General features: G+C 52.8%; 15 protein-coding genes. All 15 read right to left on the bottom strand.

Annotation, left to right across the window (positions count from 1 at the left end; translation table 11 throughout):
• Complete coding sequence (rpsC, locus tag GZ1_RS11570; RefSeq protein WP_011229626.1) at positions 1 to 657, bottom strand: 30S ribosomal protein S3; 657 nt, start codon at positions 655 to 657, stop codon at positions 1 to 3.
• 3 nt (positions 658 to 660) lie between these two features.
• On the bottom strand, positions 661 to 1,002 hold the full coding sequence (gene rplV / locus GZ1_RS11565) for a 50S ribosomal protein L22 (protein WP_011229625.1): 342 nt from the start codon (positions 1,000 to 1,002) through the stop codon (positions 661 to 663).
• Between the two features lie 18 nt (positions 1,003 to 1,020).
• Positions 1,021 to 1,299 carry a 30S ribosomal protein S19 gene (rpsS, locus tag GZ1_RS11560; protein ID WP_011229624.1) on the bottom strand — a complete coding sequence of 93 codons (279 nt, stop codon included), beginning with the start codon at positions 1,297 to 1,299 and terminating at the stop codon, positions 1,021 to 1,023.
• A 33-nt stretch (positions 1,300 to 1,332) separates the two neighbouring features.
• Positions 1,333 to 2,163 (bottom strand): 50S ribosomal protein L2, encoded by an 831-nt coding sequence (gene rplB, locus GZ1_RS11555; RefSeq protein WP_011229623.1) that lies wholly within the window; start codon positions 2,161 to 2,163, stop codon positions 1,333 to 1,335.
• Positions 2,164 to 2,190: 27 nt separating this feature from the next.
• Positions 2,191 to 2,478: a 50S ribosomal protein L23 gene (gene rplW, locus GZ1_RS11550; RefSeq protein WP_011229622.1), complete on the bottom strand. Its 288-nt coding sequence runs from the start codon at positions 2,476 to 2,478 to the stop codon at positions 2,191 to 2,193.
• Positions 2,478 to 3,101 (bottom strand): 50S ribosomal protein L4, encoded by a 624-nt coding sequence (gene rplD, locus GZ1_RS11545; protein WP_011229621.1) that lies wholly within the window; start codon positions 3,099 to 3,101, stop codon positions 2,478 to 2,480. Before rplD ends, rplW begins: the two co-directional genes overlap by 1 nt.
• A 29-nt stretch (positions 3,102 to 3,130) precedes the next feature.
• A complete protein-coding gene (gene rplC / locus GZ1_RS11540; protein ID WP_011229620.1) occupies positions 3,131 to 3,772 on the bottom strand; it encodes a 50S ribosomal protein L3 in 642 nt (213 codons plus the stop codon).
• 20 nt (positions 3,773 to 3,792) lie between these two features.
• A complete protein-coding gene (rpsJ, locus tag GZ1_RS11535; RefSeq protein ID WP_008881945.1) occupies positions 3,793 to 4,101 on the bottom strand; it encodes a 30S ribosomal protein S10 in 309 nt (102 codons plus the stop codon).
• 296 nt (positions 4,102 to 4,397) lie between these two features.
• Positions 4,398 to 5,585 carry an elongation factor Tu gene (gene tuf / locus GZ1_RS11530; protein ID WP_011229619.1) on the bottom strand — a complete coding sequence of 396 codons (1,188 nt, stop codon included), beginning with the start codon at positions 5,583 to 5,585 and terminating at the stop codon, positions 4,398 to 4,400.
• Positions 5,586 to 5,713: 128 nt separating this feature from the next.
• Positions 5,714 to 7,792 (bottom strand): elongation factor G, encoded by a 2,079-nt coding sequence (gene fusA, locus GZ1_RS11525; protein ID WP_060788513.1) that lies wholly within the window; start codon positions 7,790 to 7,792, stop codon positions 5,714 to 5,716.
• A 180-nt stretch (positions 7,793 to 7,972) separates the two neighbouring features.
• The gene (rpsG, locus tag GZ1_RS11520; RefSeq protein WP_011229617.1) at positions 7,973 to 8,443 is read right to left on the bottom strand and encodes a 30S ribosomal protein S7; all 471 of its coding nucleotides are present in this window, start codon (positions 8,441 to 8,443) and stop codon (positions 7,973 to 7,975) included.
• Between the two features lie 39 nt (positions 8,444 to 8,482).
• Positions 8,483 to 8,905: a 30S ribosomal protein S12 gene (rpsL, locus tag GZ1_RS11515; RefSeq protein WP_011229616.1), complete on the bottom strand. Its 423-nt coding sequence runs from the start codon at positions 8,903 to 8,905 to the stop codon at positions 8,483 to 8,485.
• A gap of 96 nt (positions 8,906 to 9,001) precedes the next feature.
• The gene (locus GZ1_RS11510; RefSeq protein ID WP_011229615.1) at positions 9,002 to 9,250 is read right to left on the bottom strand and encodes a 50S ribosomal protein L7ae-like protein; all 249 of its coding nucleotides are present in this window, start codon (positions 9,248 to 9,250) and stop codon (positions 9,002 to 9,004) included.
• A 134-nt stretch (positions 9,251 to 9,384) separates the two neighbouring features.
• Positions 9,385 to 12,984 (bottom strand): DNA-directed RNA polymerase subunit beta', encoded by a 3,600-nt coding sequence (gene rpoC / locus GZ1_RS11505; RefSeq protein ID WP_060788512.1) that lies wholly within the window; start codon positions 12,982 to 12,984, stop codon positions 9,385 to 9,387.
• A 92-nt stretch (positions 12,985 to 13,076) separates the two neighbouring features.
• The coding region (rpoB, locus tag GZ1_RS11500) for a DNA-directed RNA polymerase subunit beta (protein ID WP_060788511.1) at positions 13,077 to 16,498 on the bottom strand (3,422 nt) is incomplete at its 5' end.

Genomic DNA, 16,498 nt, shown 5'->3' with positions numbered 1-16,498 from the left:
TTATTTTCCTCCTTCCTCAGCTTTTTTCTTGGTCGGAAGGACTTCTCCACGATAAATCCATACTTTCACGCCGATTTTTCCGTACGTCGTATCGGCTTCTGCCGTTCCATAGTCAATGTCAGCGCGCAGCGTATGGAGTGGAACCGTCCCTTCGCTGTAATGCTCCGAACGAGCGATGTCAGCCCCGCCCAAACGGCCGGATACCATCGTTTTGATCCCTTTCGCCCCAGCGCGCATCGCACGTTGGATCGCTTGTTTTTGCGCCCGGCGGAACGATACGCGGTTTTCAAGCTGACGAGCGATATTTTCAGCAACAAGACGTGCATCCAAGTCTGGTTTTTTGATTTCTACAATGTTGATATGGACGCGTTTACCGGTCAATTGCGCGAGCGCTTTACGGAGCGCTTCCACTTCCGAACCGCCTTTCCCGATGACCATGCCCGGTTTGGCGGTATGGATCGTTACGTTGACCCGGTTGGCTGCCCGTTCAATCTCCACGCGGGAGACGGCCGCGTCTTGCAGGCGTTTGCTAATGTATTCACGGATTTTCAAGTCTTCGTGCAACAGATCTGCATAGTCTTTTTCCGCATACCATCTCGATTCCCAGTCACGAATGATGCCGATGCGCAGACCGATCGGGTTGACCTTTTGACCCACGGATTATCCCTCCTTCTTTTCTGAAACGACGATCGTAATATGGCTTGTGCGTTTGTTAATGGCGCTTGCCCGTCCCATGGCGCGCGGACGGAACCGTTTCAGCGTCGGGCCTTCGTCGACATACGCTTGAGTAATGACCAAGTTGTTGACGTCCATGTCATAGTTGTGTTCAGCGTTGGCAACTGCTGATTTCAACACTTTCTCAATGATCGGGGAAGCTGCTTTTGGTGTATGGCGCAAAATAGCGAACGCTTCGCCCACTTCTTTCCCGCGAATCAAGTCAATGACTAAGCGCGCTTTACGAGGAGCGATGCGAACGGTTCTTGCAACAGCTTTAGCTTGCATATCTAGAACCTCCTCTCATTACCGTTTCGTTTTCTTGTCATCGCCAGCATGGCCGCGGAACGTGCGCGTCGGCGCAAATTCGCCGAGTTTGTGCCCGACCATGTCTTCCGTGATGTAGACCGGAACATGTTTGCGGCCATCGTACACCGCGATCGTATGCCCGACAAACTGCGGGAAGATCGTCGAACGGCGAGACCACGTTTTGATCACTTGTTTTTGCCCTGTTGCATTCAGTTTTTCGATTTTTTTCATCAAATGCTCATCGCAAAACGGACCTTTTTTCAAGCTGCGACCCATAAGTGAACCTCCCTTCTGAATTGCGCTCGTTCATTATTTCTTGCGGCGACGGATGATGAATTTATCCGATTTGTTTTTCTTTTTGCGTGTTTTGTATCCAAGCGTCGGTTTGCCCCATGGTGTCATCGGCGATTTGCGTCCGATTGGCGCTTTCCCTTCACCACCGCCGTGCGGATGGTCAACCGGGTTCATAACCGAACCGCGAACTGTCGGGCGAATTCCCAACCAGCGGGCGCGTCCTGCTTTCCCGATGTTGACAAGTTCGTGTTGCTCGTTGCCGACTTCACCAACCGTTGCACGGCATTTGCCTAAAATCATGCGCACTTCGCCGGAAGCCAAACGAACGATGACGTATTTTCCTTCTTTCCCAAGCACTTGCGCCGACGTACCAGCTGCACGCACCAATTGTCCGCCGCGGCCCGGTTTCAGCTCAATGTTGTGGACGAGCGTACCGACTGGGATGTTCTCAAGCGGAAGCGCATTGCCGATTTTAATGTCCGCATCCGGACCGGACATGATTTCCATGCCGACTTTCAAGTTTTTCGGCGCGATAATGTAGCGTTTTTCACCGTCTGCATAGTTGATAAGCGCGATATTGGCAGAACGGTTCGGATCGTATTCAATCGTAGCAACGCGTCCTGGAATTCCGTCTTTGTCGCGTTTAAAGTCGATAATCCGATATTGGCGTTTATGGCCGCCGCCTTGATGGCGCACCGTAATTTTCCCTTGATTGTTGCGGCCCGCCTTTTTCTTTAACGGAGCAAGCAGCGATTTTTCCGGCTGATCCGTCGTAATTTCCGAGAAATCAAGCACCGTCATGCCGCGACGGCCGTTCGATGTCGGTTTGTACTTTTTGATCGCCATCGGAATGTCCCTCCTTCATCGTTTATGTTACACTTCAAACAGTTCGATCTCTTTGCTGTCCGGCGTCAGCGTGACGATCGCTTTGCGGCGGCGGTTCGTATAGCCGCTGTAGCGGCCGACGCGTTTAAATTTCCCTTTATAGTTCATGATGTTCACTTTGGCTACTTTAACGCCAAAAATTTTCTCGACGGCGTCTTTCACTTCCGTCTTGTTCGCTTTGACGTCGACCTCAAACGTATATTTTTTTTGCCCGATCAAATTCATTGTATTTTCCGTGATGATGGGGCGCTTAATAATGTCGCGAGGGTCTTTCATTATGCAAGCACCTCCTCTACTTTCTCCACGGCCGCCTTCGTAATGACGAGTTTGTCATGGTTGAGCACATCGAGCACATTGATGCCGTTGGCTGCCACCACTTTGACGCCAGGAATGTTGCGCGCCGACAGATATACATTCTCATTCAGCTCGTCGGTCACAATGAGTGCTTTCCGATCCACTGAGAGATTGTTTAAAATTTTGACCATTTCCTTCGTCTTCGGTGCTTCAAGCGACAATTGATCCAATACAACGATGTCGTTTTCGAGCACTTTCGAAGACAATGCCGATTTGATCGCTAAACGGCGAACTTTTTTCGGAAGTTTGTAGCTGTAGCTGCGCGGAACTGGACCAAAGACCGTACCGCCGCCGCGCCATTGCGGAGCGCGAATCGAACCTTGACGGGCGCGTCCTGTCCCTTTTTGGCGCCATGGCTTGCGGCCGCCGCCGCTCACTTCAGCGCGGTTTTTCGTTTTATGCGTTCCTTGACGCATCGAGGCGCGTTGCATAATCACTGCTTCGAACAACACATGCTTATTCGGTTCAATCCCAAAAACGGCGTCGTTCAACTCGATTTCGCCGACCGTCTGACCGTTTTGGTTGTATAATGCTACTTTTGGCATTACGTAGTTCCTCCTTTCTTGGCCGGATGTTATTTCGCCTTCTTCGCCGCTTTCACGGCGCTTTTGACGATGACTAAGCCTTTTCTCGGACCCGGCACATTGCCTTTAATGAGCAGCAAGTTGCGCTCCGGATCCACTTTCACGATTTTCAAGTTTTGGATCGTCACGCGCTCACCGCCCATGCGGCCCGGCAAGTTTTTCGTTTTGAAAACGCGGTTTGGCGCGATGGACCCCATCGAACCCGGACGGCGATGATAACGGGAACCGTGAGCCATTGGTCCGCGTGATTGACCGTGGCGTTTGATCGCCCCTTGGAAACCTTTCCCTTTCGAAATGCCCGTGACATCGACAATTTCGCCTTCGCTGAAAATGTCAACTTTCACTTCTTGGCCAACTTCATATTCATCGATGTTGGCGCCGCGGATTTCACGAATGAAGCGCTTAGGTGCCGTGTTCGCTTTGGCAGCATGGCCAATTTGCGGTTTATTGGCGCGTTTTTCGCTAATATCTTCAAAACCTAATTGGATCGCTTCGTAACCGTCGTTTTCGATCGTTTTCTTTTGCAGGACGACGTTCGGCGTCGCATGGATGACGGTTACCGGAATCAAATCGCCATTTTCCGCAAATATTTGCGTCATACCGATCTTTCTTCCTAAGATTCCTTTCGTCATGTGTCACACCTCCCAGTCGATCAAAGTTTAATTTCAATATCAACGCCCGACGGCAAATCGAGACGCATTAACGAATCAACCGTTTGCGGAGTCGGGTTGATGATGTCGATCAAACGTTTATGCGTCCGCATTTCGAATTGTTCACGGGAGTCTTTGTACTTATGAACGGCACGCAAGATCGTATACACCGTTCTTTCCGTCGGCAACGGGATCGGCCCCGACACTTTTGCCCCGGAACGTTTTGCGGTTTCCACAATTTTCTCCGCCGATTGGTCTAAAATTCGATGATCGTAAGCTTTTAAACGAATGCGAATTTTTTCTTTTGCCATTTGGTTTCCCTCCTTCTTCGCCTATTTTGAAAATAGACTTCTCCACGGAAATTTCCTGCACACCGCCGTGGCAAAGCGGCCGGGTGTGTCAGCAACCTTCCGCTTCATCGCAGTCAAAGACCAACATTTGATATTATACTGGTATGTAAGCAAGATTGCAAGTGATTTCTTTGCTTTTCCCACACTTCTTCTATTATACATAGCCGCCATCCCGTTTTCAACACAGCCGCCAATCTGACGGTCAAGATGGCATCAAAAAAAGGATGTCCATTGCTGGACACCCTTTTTTGCCGTGATTACTCGATGATTTCCGATACAGAGCCAGCGCCGACCGTACGGCCGCCTTCGCGGATCGAGAATTTCGTACCTTCTTCGATCGCGATCGGGGCGATCAGTTCCACCGTCATTTCAACGTTGTCGCCAGGCATAACCATTTCGACGCCTTCCGGAAGCGTGATAATGCCCGTTACGTCCGTCGTACGGAAGTAGAATTGCGGACGGTAGTTCGAGAAGAACGGAGTATGGCGTCCGCCTTCTTCTTTCGTCAGGACGTATACTTGCGCTTTGAATTTCGTGTGCGGCGTGATCGAACCAGGTTTCGCCAATACTTGGCCGCGCTCGACTTCATCACGAGATACGCCGCGGAGAAGCGCACCGATGTTGTCGCCGGCTTCCGCTTGATCGAGAAGTTTGCGGAACATTTCTACACCCGTAACGGTCGTCGTTTTCGGCTCATCCGACAAACCGATGATTTCAACCGGGTCGCCAACTTTCAACGTACCGCGTTCAACACGGCCTGTTGCAACCGTACCGCGGCCCGTGATCGAGAAGACGTCCTCGATTGGCATCATGAACGGTTTGTCCACTTCACGTTGCGGCGTCGGGATGTATTCGTCAACCGCATTCATCAGTTCAATGATTTTTTCTTCCCATTGCGGGTCGCCTTCAAGCGCTTTTAATGCCGAACCTTTGATGACCGGCACTTCATCGCCTGGGAAGTCGTATTCAGAGAGAAGATCGCGAACTTCCATTTCAACAAGTTCAAGCAATTCTTCGTCGTCCACCATGTCGCATTTGTTCAAGAATACAACGATGTACGGAACACCGACTTGGCGGGAGAGAAGAATGTGTTCGCGCGTTTGCGGCATCGGACCGTCAGCCGCCGATACAACAAGGATCGCGCCGTCCATTTGCGCCGCGCCCGTGATCATGTTTTTAACGTAGTCAGCGTGGCCTGGGCAGTCAACGTGCGCATAGTGGCGAGCATCTGTTTCATACTCGACGTGCGCCGTCGAAATCGTAATCCCGCGTTCACGCTCTTCCGGAGCAGCGTCGATTTGGTCGTACGCTTTTGCTTCGGCTTTGCCTTGTTTCGCCAAAACCGTCGTGATCGCAGCTGTCAACGTCGTTTTCCCGTGGTCAACGTGGCCGATCGTGCCAATGTTGACGTGCGGTTTCGTGCGCTCAAATTTCGCTTTAGCCATGAGAGATATCCTCCTTAAAAGTAAGATATGAATTTATATGGTTGGGTAAGTATAGGATGCTTGGGAACAAAATGTTCCCAAGTCTTACTTACATAAGTATTTATAGCGAAACTAGCAAGAGAAATCAATTATTCGCCTTTATTTTTTTTGATAATTTCATCGGCGATGTTTTTCGGAACTTCTTCATAGTGGTCAAACACCATCGAGAACGTTCCGCGTCCTTGCGTGTTCGAACGGAGCGATGTCGCATAACCAAACATTTCAGCCATCGGCACCATCGCCCGGACGACTTGGGCGTTGCCGCGCGCTTCCATCCCCTCGATGCGGCCGCGACGGGACGTGATGTCGCCCATGATGTCACCGAGGTACTCTTCAGGGATGACGACTTCGACTTTCATGATCGGTTCCAAAAGAACCGGATCGCACTTCGTCGCGGCGTTTTTCAATGCCAAGGAAGCAGCGATTTTGAATGCCATTTCGCTCGAGTCGACATCGTGGTACGATCCGTCGAACAGCTTCGCTTTAATGTCGACAACCGGATAGCCGGCTAAGACGCCGTTTTGCATCGCTTCTTCCAATCCAGCTTGGACGGCCGGCACATACTCTTTCGGAACAACCCCACCGACGATGGCGTTCTCGAATTCGAAGCCTTTGCCGCGCTCGTTCGGCGAGAATTCGATCCAAACGTGGCCGTATTGACCGCGGCCGCCGGATTGACGGATGAATTTGCCTTCGACTTGCGCCGATTTGCGGAACGTTTCGCGGTAGGCAACTTGCGGCGCCCCGACGTTCGCTTCGACTTTGAACTCGCGGCGCATCCGGTCGACGATGATGTCAAGATGCAACTCGCCCATTCCGGAGATGATCGTTTGGCCCGTTTCCGGGTCGGTGTGAGCGCGGAAAGTCGGGTCTTCTTCTTGCAATTTTTGCAGCGCTTGGCTCATTTTGTCTTGATCGGCTTTCGACTTCGGCTCGATTGCCACCGAAATGACCGGTTCTGGGAATTGCATCGACTCTAAAATGACAGGATGCTTGTCATCACATAGAGTATCACCGGTCGCCGTATCTTTTAAACCTACCGCTGCGGCAATATCACCGGCATAGACTTTCGAAATTTCTTGACGGTGGTTCGCGTGCATTTGCAGCAAGCGGCCGATCCGTTCGCGCTTCCCTTTCGTCGTGTTCATCACATATGAACCGGAATCAAGCGTTCCAGAGTAGACGCGAATAAACGTCAATTTCCCGACATACGGGTCAGTCATGATTTTAAATGCCAAAGCGGCAAACGGAGCGTCATCGCTTGCTTCACGTGTCACTTCTTCTTCGGTATCCGGAACGACGCCGCGAATCGCCGGGATGTCAACCGGAGACGGCAAGTAGTCGACAACGCCGTCAAGAAGCAGCTGAACACCTTTGTTTTTGAATGCCGAGCCGCAGAAGACCGGGAAGAATTCAACGCTGATCGTCGCTTTGCGGATCGCGGCCTTCAGCTCTTCCGCCGTGATTTCTTCTCCTTCCAAATATTTCATCATTAATTCTTCGTCCAGCTCAGCGACCGCCTCAATCAGCTTGTTATGGTACTCTTCTGCCATATCGCGGTATTCTTCCGGAATGTCAATGCGCTCAATGTTTTTGCCAAGCTCATCATGGTAATGGTACGCGCACATTTCAACCAAGTCGATAATGCCGGAGAATTGATCTTCAGCACCGATCGGCAGTTGCACCGGATGGGCGTTCGCTTGCAGGCGGTCATGGAGCGTTTTCACCGAATACAAGAAATCGGCGCCGATTTTATCCATTTTGTTGACGAACACGATCCGTGGGACGCCATATGTCGTCGCTTGGCGCCAAACGGTTTCCGTTTGCGGTTCAACACCCGATTGCGCGTCTAAGACCGTGATGGCCCCGTCCAATACGCGCAACGAACGCTCAACCTCGACCGTAAAGTCGACGTGCCCCGGCGTGTCGATGATATTGATGCGATGGCCTTTCCATTGCGCCGTTGTCGCCGCCGACGTGATCGTAATTCCGCGCTCTTGTTCTTGTTCCATCCAGTCCATCGTGGCCGCACCTTCATGCACTTCCCCGATTTTATGAACGCGGCCGGTATAGAACAAGATCCGTTCCGTCGTCGTCGTTTTCCCGGCGTCAATGTGCGCCATAATCCCTATGTTGCGAGTCTTTTCCAAGGAGAACTCTCTTGCCATAGTGGTTATTTTCTCCTTCCTTCAAATATGAAATATAAGTAGATGGCGCCGCCATCGATGGCGCAATCCCCTTGTCTTTGAAGTTGTCCCACGCGCGACCGGAAAGGCCGCAATATATAGGAAGATAGGTGAATAGGCAACCGCAGTGCCTCCTCACCTATTTCCTTTAGGCGGCGCTCCTTACCAGCGGTAATGGGCAAACGCGCGGTTCGCTTCAGCCATTTTATGTGTATCTTCGCGTTTTTTCACCGCTGCACCCGTGTTGTTGGCAGCGTCCATAATTTCATTTGCCAAGCGCTCTTCCATCGTTTTTTCGTTGCGAAGACGTGCATATTGCACGAGCCAGCGCAAACCGAGAGAAACGCGGCGGTCCGGACGAACCTCGACCGGAACTTGGTAGTTCGCCCCACCAACGCGGCGAGCGCGCACTTCCAACACCGGCATCACGTTTTTCAACGCTTGCTCAAACACTTCCATTGGATCTTTACCCGTGCGCTCACGGATAATATCAAACGCGGTGTAAAGAATTTTTTGCGCTTTTGATTTTTTGCCGTCGATCATAATTTTATTGATCAAACGGGTAACAAGCTTCGAATTGTAAATTGGATCCGGCAGTACGTCACGTTTAGCAACAGGGCCTCTACGTGGCATAGTGTTTCCTCCCTTCAGGAAAACATTCTCTTCATTTCATTATTTTTTCGCTGCTTTTGGTTTTTTCGCGCCGTATTTCGAACGACCTTGCATCCGGTTCGCTACGCCTGCAGCATCCAGCGCCCCACGGATAATATGGTAGCGTACCCCCGGCAAGTCTTTGACACGTCCGCCGCGGATGAGCACAACGCTGTGTTCTTGCAAGTTATGGCCGATCCCCGGAATGTACGCCGTAACTTCAATCCCATTTGTCAAGCGGACACGGGCGTATTTCCGCAACGCCGAGTTCGGTTTTTTCGGCGTCATCGTGCCGACACGCGTGCAAACGCCGCGTTTTTGCGGAGACGACACATTCGTTTGCTCTTTTTTGAAGCTGTTATACCCTTTGTTCAACGCAGGGGATTTCGATTTCACGACTTTTTTCTCGCGTCCTTTGCGGACCAATTGGTTGATTGTAGGCATGAAAAGATCCTCCTTTCGCATGTATCGTTTAAGCCCACATATCCAGGTGGTTCATCGTTTATGCAAATAAAGGTTTTAGGGGAGAAAGGCAAAACGTTACCGAAGGATCGCCACTGCAGCCGCACCGACTTGGATTTTGCACGCCTTGCCAAGCTTTTTCATCGAATCGACTTTTGTGACCGGCACGTTTGCCTCATTGGCGGCGGCGGTCACTTTTTCGATGATCGGCAAGTCGGCATCCTCCGCCACGATCACTTCCGCTGCTTTCCCTTCCTTTAAAGCCCTTATCGTTTGTTTGGTTCCAATGACAATTTTTCCAGCCTGTAATACTTTTTCATAAGACATGTAACATATCCTCCAAAGTACCAGGTTGTTGGAACACCTTTATTAGACTACCATTTTCTTTGTCGATTGTCAACTGGATTTTTCATTAGATGATGGCCGGCCAAGGAGCGCCTTAGCCGGCCGCTTGGCTCGCGTTATTTGGACGACACCGTGTCGCCAGCCGTTTCTTTTTTGACGGCCGGCTTCACTTTCCGGTAGCGGGCCATACCGGTTCCAGCCGGGACGAGTTTGCCGATAATGACGTTTTCTTTTAAGCCAAGCAGTTCATCACGTTTTCCTTTGATCGCTGCATCGGTCAAGACGCGCGTCGTTTCTTGGAACGAAGCAGCAGACAAGAATGAATCCGTCTCAAGCGACGCTTTCGTGATGCCAAGCAACACCTGGCGGGCCGTCGCCGGCCGTTTCCCTTCGCGAAGAGCTTTGGCGTTGACATCGGTAAACTGGTGAACATCCAAAAGCGTACCCGGCAGCACATCGGTGTCGCCGGCATCGATGACGCGCACTTTGCGCAACATTTGCCGCACCATGACCTCGATATGCTTGTCGCTGATTTCTACCCCTTGCATCCGGTACACTTTTTGCACTTCGCGGAGCAAGTACTCTTGCACGGATGTAATATCGCGCACGCGCAACAACTGTTTCGGGTCGACCGAGCCTTCTGTCAGCTCTTGGCCGCGTTCGACGCGCTGACCTTCTTCGACTTTCAGCCGCGCATTGTACGGCGCTACATATGTCCGCGTTTCAACCTCACCTTGCACGACAACTTCATATTGGTTGTCACGCGTTTTGTTAATCGAGATGACCGTGCCGTCAATTTCCGAAATGACCGCTTGCCCTTTCGGGTTGCGCGCTTCAAACAGCTCTTGCACCCGTGGCAAACCTTGAGTGATATCGTCGCCGGCGACGCCGCCTGTATGGAACGTCCGCATTGTCAGCTGCGTGCCCGGCTCGCCGATCGACTGAGCGGCGATAATGCCGACGGCTTCGCCAACTTCGACGTCCATGCCGGTCGCCATGTTGCGGCCGTAACATTTTTTGCAGACGCCATGGCGCGTGTTGCAGGCGAATACGGAGCGAATCCATACTTCCGTAATGCCGGCTTTCATGATCTCATTGGCGATATCTTCGGTGATCATCTCGTCTTTGCGGACGATCACTTCGCCCGTTTCCGGATGGCGCACCGTTTTGTGCGCATAGCGGCCGACAAGCCGCTCTTCAAGCTTGACGACAACTTCCGTGCCATCCGTCAGCGCCCGCGCCAAAATGCCGCGGTCGGTGCCGCAATCTTCTTCGCGGACGATGACGTCTTGGGCCACGTCGACAAGGCGGCGCGTGAGATAGCCTGAGTCGGCCGTTTTGAGCGCCGTATCCGCCAATCCTTTTCGCGCGCCGTGCGTCGAGATAAAGTATTCCAATACCGTCAAGCCTTCGCGGAACGACGACTTGATCGGCAGCTCAATGATCCGGCCGGCCGGGTTGGCCATCAAACCGCGCATCCCCGCAAGCTGCGTAAAGTTCGACGCGTTCCCGCGCGCTCCGGAATCGCTCATCATAAAGATCGGGTTGCGTTTATCAAGCGACTTCATCAACCGGTCTTGAATTTTGTCTTTCGCCGCGCTCCAGATGGAGATGACGCGCTCGTACCGCTCTTCGTCCGTAATTAAGCCGCGGCGGAACTGCTTCAAAACCGTATCGACTTTCGCTTGCGCTTCATCCAAAATTTCTTGTTTTTCCGGCAGGACGACGATATCGGCCACGCCGATCGTGATGCCGGCCTTCGTCGAATATTGGAAGCCAAGGTCTTTCATGCGGTCGAGCATCTTCGATGTTTCGGTGATTTTGAACCGTTTGAACACTTCAGCGATAATTTGCCCGAGCACTTTTTTCTTAAACGGCGGCACGAGTTCGCGCTTGCGAATTTCTTCGCGCACGTTGACCCCTTTGTCAAGGAAGTACTTGTCCGGCGTCCGCCCTTCAATGTTTTCCGTCGTCGGCTCGTTGATGTACGGGAACGAATTCGGCAAAATTTCGTTGAAAATGAGCTTTCCGACGGTCGTTAAGAGCAGCTTGTTGTTTTGCTCTTCGGTAAACGTTTCGTTTTTCAGCGAACCGGCATGAATGGCGATGCGCGAATGGAGATGGACGTAGCCGTTATGGTAAGCAAGCAGCGCCTCGTCCGTGTCTTTGAACACCATGCCTTCGCCGATGGCTCCCTCGCGCTCCATCGTCAAGTAGTAGTTGCCCAACACCATGTCTTGTGATGGTGTCACGACCGGCTTCCCGTCTTTCGGGTTCAAAATGTTTTGCGCCGCCAACATCAACAAGCGCGCTTCGGCTTGCGCCTCAGCCGACAGCGGCACGTGCACCGCCATTTGGTCGCCGTCAAAGTCAGCGTTGTACGCCGTGCAAACAAGCGGATGAAGACGGATCGCCCGCCCTTCCACAAGCGTTGGTTCAAACGCCTGAATGCCGAGACGGTGCAGCGTCGGAGCGCGGTTTAACAGCACCGGATGTTCTTTGATGACATCTTCAAGCACATCCCACACTTCCGGATGGACGCGCTCGATTTTCCGTTTCGCGCTTTTAATGTTATGCGCCAACCCCCGCTCCACAAGCTCCTTCATGACGAACGGCTTGAACAACTCTAGCGCCATTTCTTTCGGCAGCCCGCATTGATACATTTTTAAGTTTGGGCCGACGACGATGACGGAGCGGCCGGAATAATCAACGCGTTTGCCGAGCAAGTTTTGCCGGAAGCGCCCTTGCTTCCCTTTCAGCATGTGGGAAAGCGATTTTAACGGACGGTTCCCCGGACCGGTCACCGGACGGCCGCGGCGGCCGTTATCGATCAAAGCATCAACCGCCTCTTGCAGCATCCGCTTCTCATTTTGGACGATAATGTTCGGCGCACCGAGATCAAGCAGCCGTTTCAGCCGGTTGTTACGGTTGATGACGCGGCGGTACAAATCGTTCAAATCCGATGTTGCAAACCGCCCGCCGTCAAGCTGAACCATCGGGCGCAACTCCGGCGGAATGACCGGCAGTACATCAAGCACCATCCATGCCGGGTCGTTCCCTGAACTGCGGAACGCTTCAAGCACTTCAAGCCGCTTAATGATGCGGGCGCGCCGTTGCCCTTGCGCCGTTTTCAGCTCTTCTTTCAGCGCGGCTACCTCTTTATCCAAATCAATGTCTTGGAGCAGCTTTTTGATCGCCTCCGCCCCCATCGACGCTTGGAACAATTGACCGTACTTCTCGCGATAGGCGCGGTATTCCTTTTCCGACAACAGCTGCTTTTTCTCAAGCGGCGTATCACCCGGGTCGGTGACGACATAGGATGCAAAATAAATGACCTCTTCGAGCGCCCGCGGCGACATGTCAAGAACCAACCCCATCCGGCTCGGGATGCCTTTGAAATACCAGATATGCGAAACCGGGGCAGCCAGCTCGATATGGCCCATCCGTTCGCGGCGGACTTTCGAGCGCGTCACTTCGACGCCGCAACGGTCGCAGACGACGCCTTTGTAGCGAACGCGTTTATATTTGCCGCAATGGCATTCCCAGTCTTTCGTCGGACCGAAAATGCGCTCGCAAAACAAGCCGTCTTTTTCCGGCTTTAACGTCCGATAGTTGATTGTCTCTGGCTTTTTGACTTCGCCATACGACCAAGAACGAATTTTCTCCGGGGAAGCGAGCCCAATTTTCATGTACTCAAATTTATTGACATCCAGCAAGGGGTATACCTCCCTTTTTGATCCGTCGGTTTTCCGTTCCCTCAAGCGGCCAATGGCGGGGAACAGCTCCCCGCCTGGCCGTTATGGCCGGTTTATTCTTTCGTCACCGCATCTTTCTCTTCGCCGGCTTCTTCCCGTTCGGCCGGTTTGACGTCCACCATGATGGCATCCGGTGCATGGTCATCATCATCATCATCAAAGTTTTCCATGTTGATTTCTTGTTCATCGCTCGTCAAAATCGTGACGTCCATGCCCAAGCTTTGCAGCTCTTTGATCAACACTTTAAACGACTCCGGCACACCCGGCTCCGGAATGTTTTCCCCTTTGACGATCGCCTCGTACGTTTTGACACGGCCGACGACATCGTCGGACTTGACGGTCAAAATTTCTTGCAGCGTGTATGCCGCCCCATACGCCTCAAGCGCCCATACTTCCATCTCACCAAAGCGCTGGCCGCCGAACTGCGCCTTGCCGCCAAGCGGCTGTTGAGTGACAAGCGAGTACGGGCCGGTCGAGCGAGCGTGGAGTTTGTCGTCGACCATGTGGGCAAGCTTGATCATGTACATGATCCCGACCGACACGCGGTTGTCAAACGGTTCGCCCGTCCGCCCGTCATACAGCACCGTTTTGGCATCGCGCGCCATGCCGGCTTCTTCGAGGATGTTCCAAACGTCTTCCTCCGTCGCCCCGTCAAAGACCGGGGAGGCGATGTGCAGGCCGAGTTTTTTCGCCGCCATGCCAAGGTGCAGCTCAAATACTTGCCCGATGTTCATCCGCGACGGAACGCCGAGTGGGTTTAACATGATGTCAATCGGCGTGCCATCCGGCAAGAAGGGCATATCTTCCTCCGGCAAAATGCGGGAAATAACCCCTTTGTTTCCGTGGCGACCTGCCATTTTGTCGCCCTCGGAAATTTTCCGCTTTTGCACAATATAGACGCGCACCAGTTGATTGACACCCGGCGGAAGCTCGTCGCCGTCTTCGCGGTTGAACACTTTCACGTCAAGGACGATGCCGCCGCCGCCGTGCGGGACGCGCAACGACGTATCACGCACCTCGCGCGCTTTTTCGCCGAAGATCGCGTGCAAAAGCCGCTCTTCCGCCGTCAGCTCGGTCATTCCTTTTGGCGTCACTTTGCCGACGAGCAAGTCGCCGTCTTTCACTTCTGCGCCGATGCGGACGATGCCGCGTTCATCCAAGTTTTTCAGCGCATCCTCGCCGACGTTTGGAATGTCGCGCGTAATTTCTTCAGGACCGAGTTTCGTATCGCGCGATTCGGCTTCATACTCTTCAATATGAATGGATGTATACACGTCTTCTTTGACGAGCCGTTCGCTCATGATGATCGCGTCTTCGTAGTTGTAACCGTCCCATGTCATAAAGGCGACAAGCACATTGCGGCCAAGCGCCAATTCGCCCTTATCCATCGACGGGCCATCGGCCAAAATTTCGCCCTTCTCAACGATATCGCCTTTTTTCACGATCGGCCGCTGGTTGTAGCACGTGCCTTGGTTCGAACGAACGAATTTCAGCAACCGATATTTATCTAGATCACCCTTGACTTCTTTGCCGTCCACTTCAATCAGCCGACGCACCCAAATTTCCTTTGCTTCGACGCGCTCGACGATGCCGCGGTGCTTGCAAATGACCGCTGCGCCCGAGTCTTTCGCCGAAACATACTCCATCCCCGTGCCAACGATCGGCGCTTCCGGTTCCAACAGCGGCACGGCTTGCCGCTGCATGTTCGCTCCCATCAGCGCGCGGTTCGAGTCGTCGTTTTCCAAAAATGGGATGCACGCTGTCGCTGCCGAGACGACTTGCTTCGGCGAAACGTCCATGTAGTCGACGCGATCGCGCTTGACGACGATGTTCTCGCCGCGGAAACGGGCGACAACGTTTTCTTCAAGGAACGTGCCGTCCTCCGCAAGCGGTACGTTCGCCTGTGCTACAACGTAATTGTCCTCTTCATCGGCTGTCAAATAATCGATTTGGTCCGTCACCCGCCCTGTTTCCGGATCGACGCGCCGGTATGGCGTTTCAATAAAGCCGAACTTGTTCACTTTCGCGTAAGTGGACAGCGAGTTGATGAGTCCGATGTTCGGACCTTCCGGCGTTTCAATCGGACACATCCGCCCGTAGTGCGAATAGTGAACGTCGCGCACCTCAAACCCAGCGCGCTCACGTGTCAATCCGCCAGGGCCAAGCGCGGACAGACGCCGCTTGTGCGTCAGTTCGGCCAATGGGTTCGTTTGATCCATGAACTGTGACAGCTGCGAGCTGCCGAAAAACTCTTTGATCGCCGCGATCACTGGGCGGATGTTGATCAGCTGCTGCGGCGTAATCGTGTTCGTATCTTGGATCGACATGCGCTCGCGCACGACGCGCTCCATGCGCGACAGGCCGATGCGGAATTGGTTTTGCAATAGTTCGCCGACCGAACGGAGGCGGCGGTTGCCTAAATGGTCGATGTCATCCGTATCGCCGACGCCGTGGAGCAAGTTGAAGAAATAGCTGATCGACGCAATGATGTCAGCCGGTGTAATATGTTTGACATCCTCGGCGATGAAGCCGTTGCCGATGACGTTGATCACTTTTTCGCCATCCGGGTCATTCGGGGCATAAATTTTGATCGTTTGCACCGAAATGTCCCCGTCCACCACCCCTTCGGCCGGGCGGTATGTCTGTAAGCCGACCCCTTTTTCCAAATACGGGAGCAGGCGATTCAGCGTTCGGCGGTCGATCATCGCTCCAGCTTCGGCGATGACTTCCTTGGTTTCGGGATCAATGATCGTTTCCGCGAGCCGCTGATTGAACAGGCGGTTTTTAATATGAAGTTTTTTATTGATTTTATAACGGCCTACGCTCGCCAAGTCATAGCGCTTCGGATCAAAAAAGCGCGACGCCAGCAAATTTTTCGCATTCTCAAGCGTCGGCGGCTCTCCCGGACGAAGACGCTCGTAAATTTCAATCAACGCTTTTTCCGTGCTGTCGGTATTATCTTTTTCAAGCGTATTGCGCAAGTATTCGTTGTCACCGAGCAGATCGATGATTTCTTGGTCGGAGCTGAACCCAAGCGCACGGAGAAGCACCGTAACCGGCAGTTTACGGGTGCGGTCGATGCGAACGTAAACGACGTCTTTCGCATCGGTTTCATATTCAAGCCATGCGCCGCGGTTCGGAATCACTGTCGCCGAGTAGCCGCGTTTGCCGTTTTTATCAACTTTGTCGCTGTAATAGACGCTTGGCGAGCGGACGAGCTGGGAAACGATGACGCGTTCCGCCCCATTGATAATAAACGTTCCGGTTTCCGTCATGAGCGGAAAATCGCCCATAAACACGTCTTGTTCCTTCACTTCGCCCGTTTCTTTATTGATCAGGCGAACTTTGACGCGAAGCGGCGCCGCATATGTAACGTCGCGTTCTTTCGCCTCTTCGACCGTATATTTCGGTTCTCCTAAACTATAGTCGATAAATTCAAGCGAGAGATTGCCGGAAAAGTCTTCAATCGGGGAAA

The sequence above is a fragment of the Geobacillus zalihae NBRC 101842 genome (genome assembly GCF_001544135.1).
GTDB lineage: Bacteria > Bacillota > Bacilli > Bacillales > Anoxybacillaceae > Geobacillus > Geobacillus zalihae.
This window is presented reverse-complemented; position numbering and strand designations above follow the sequence as displayed.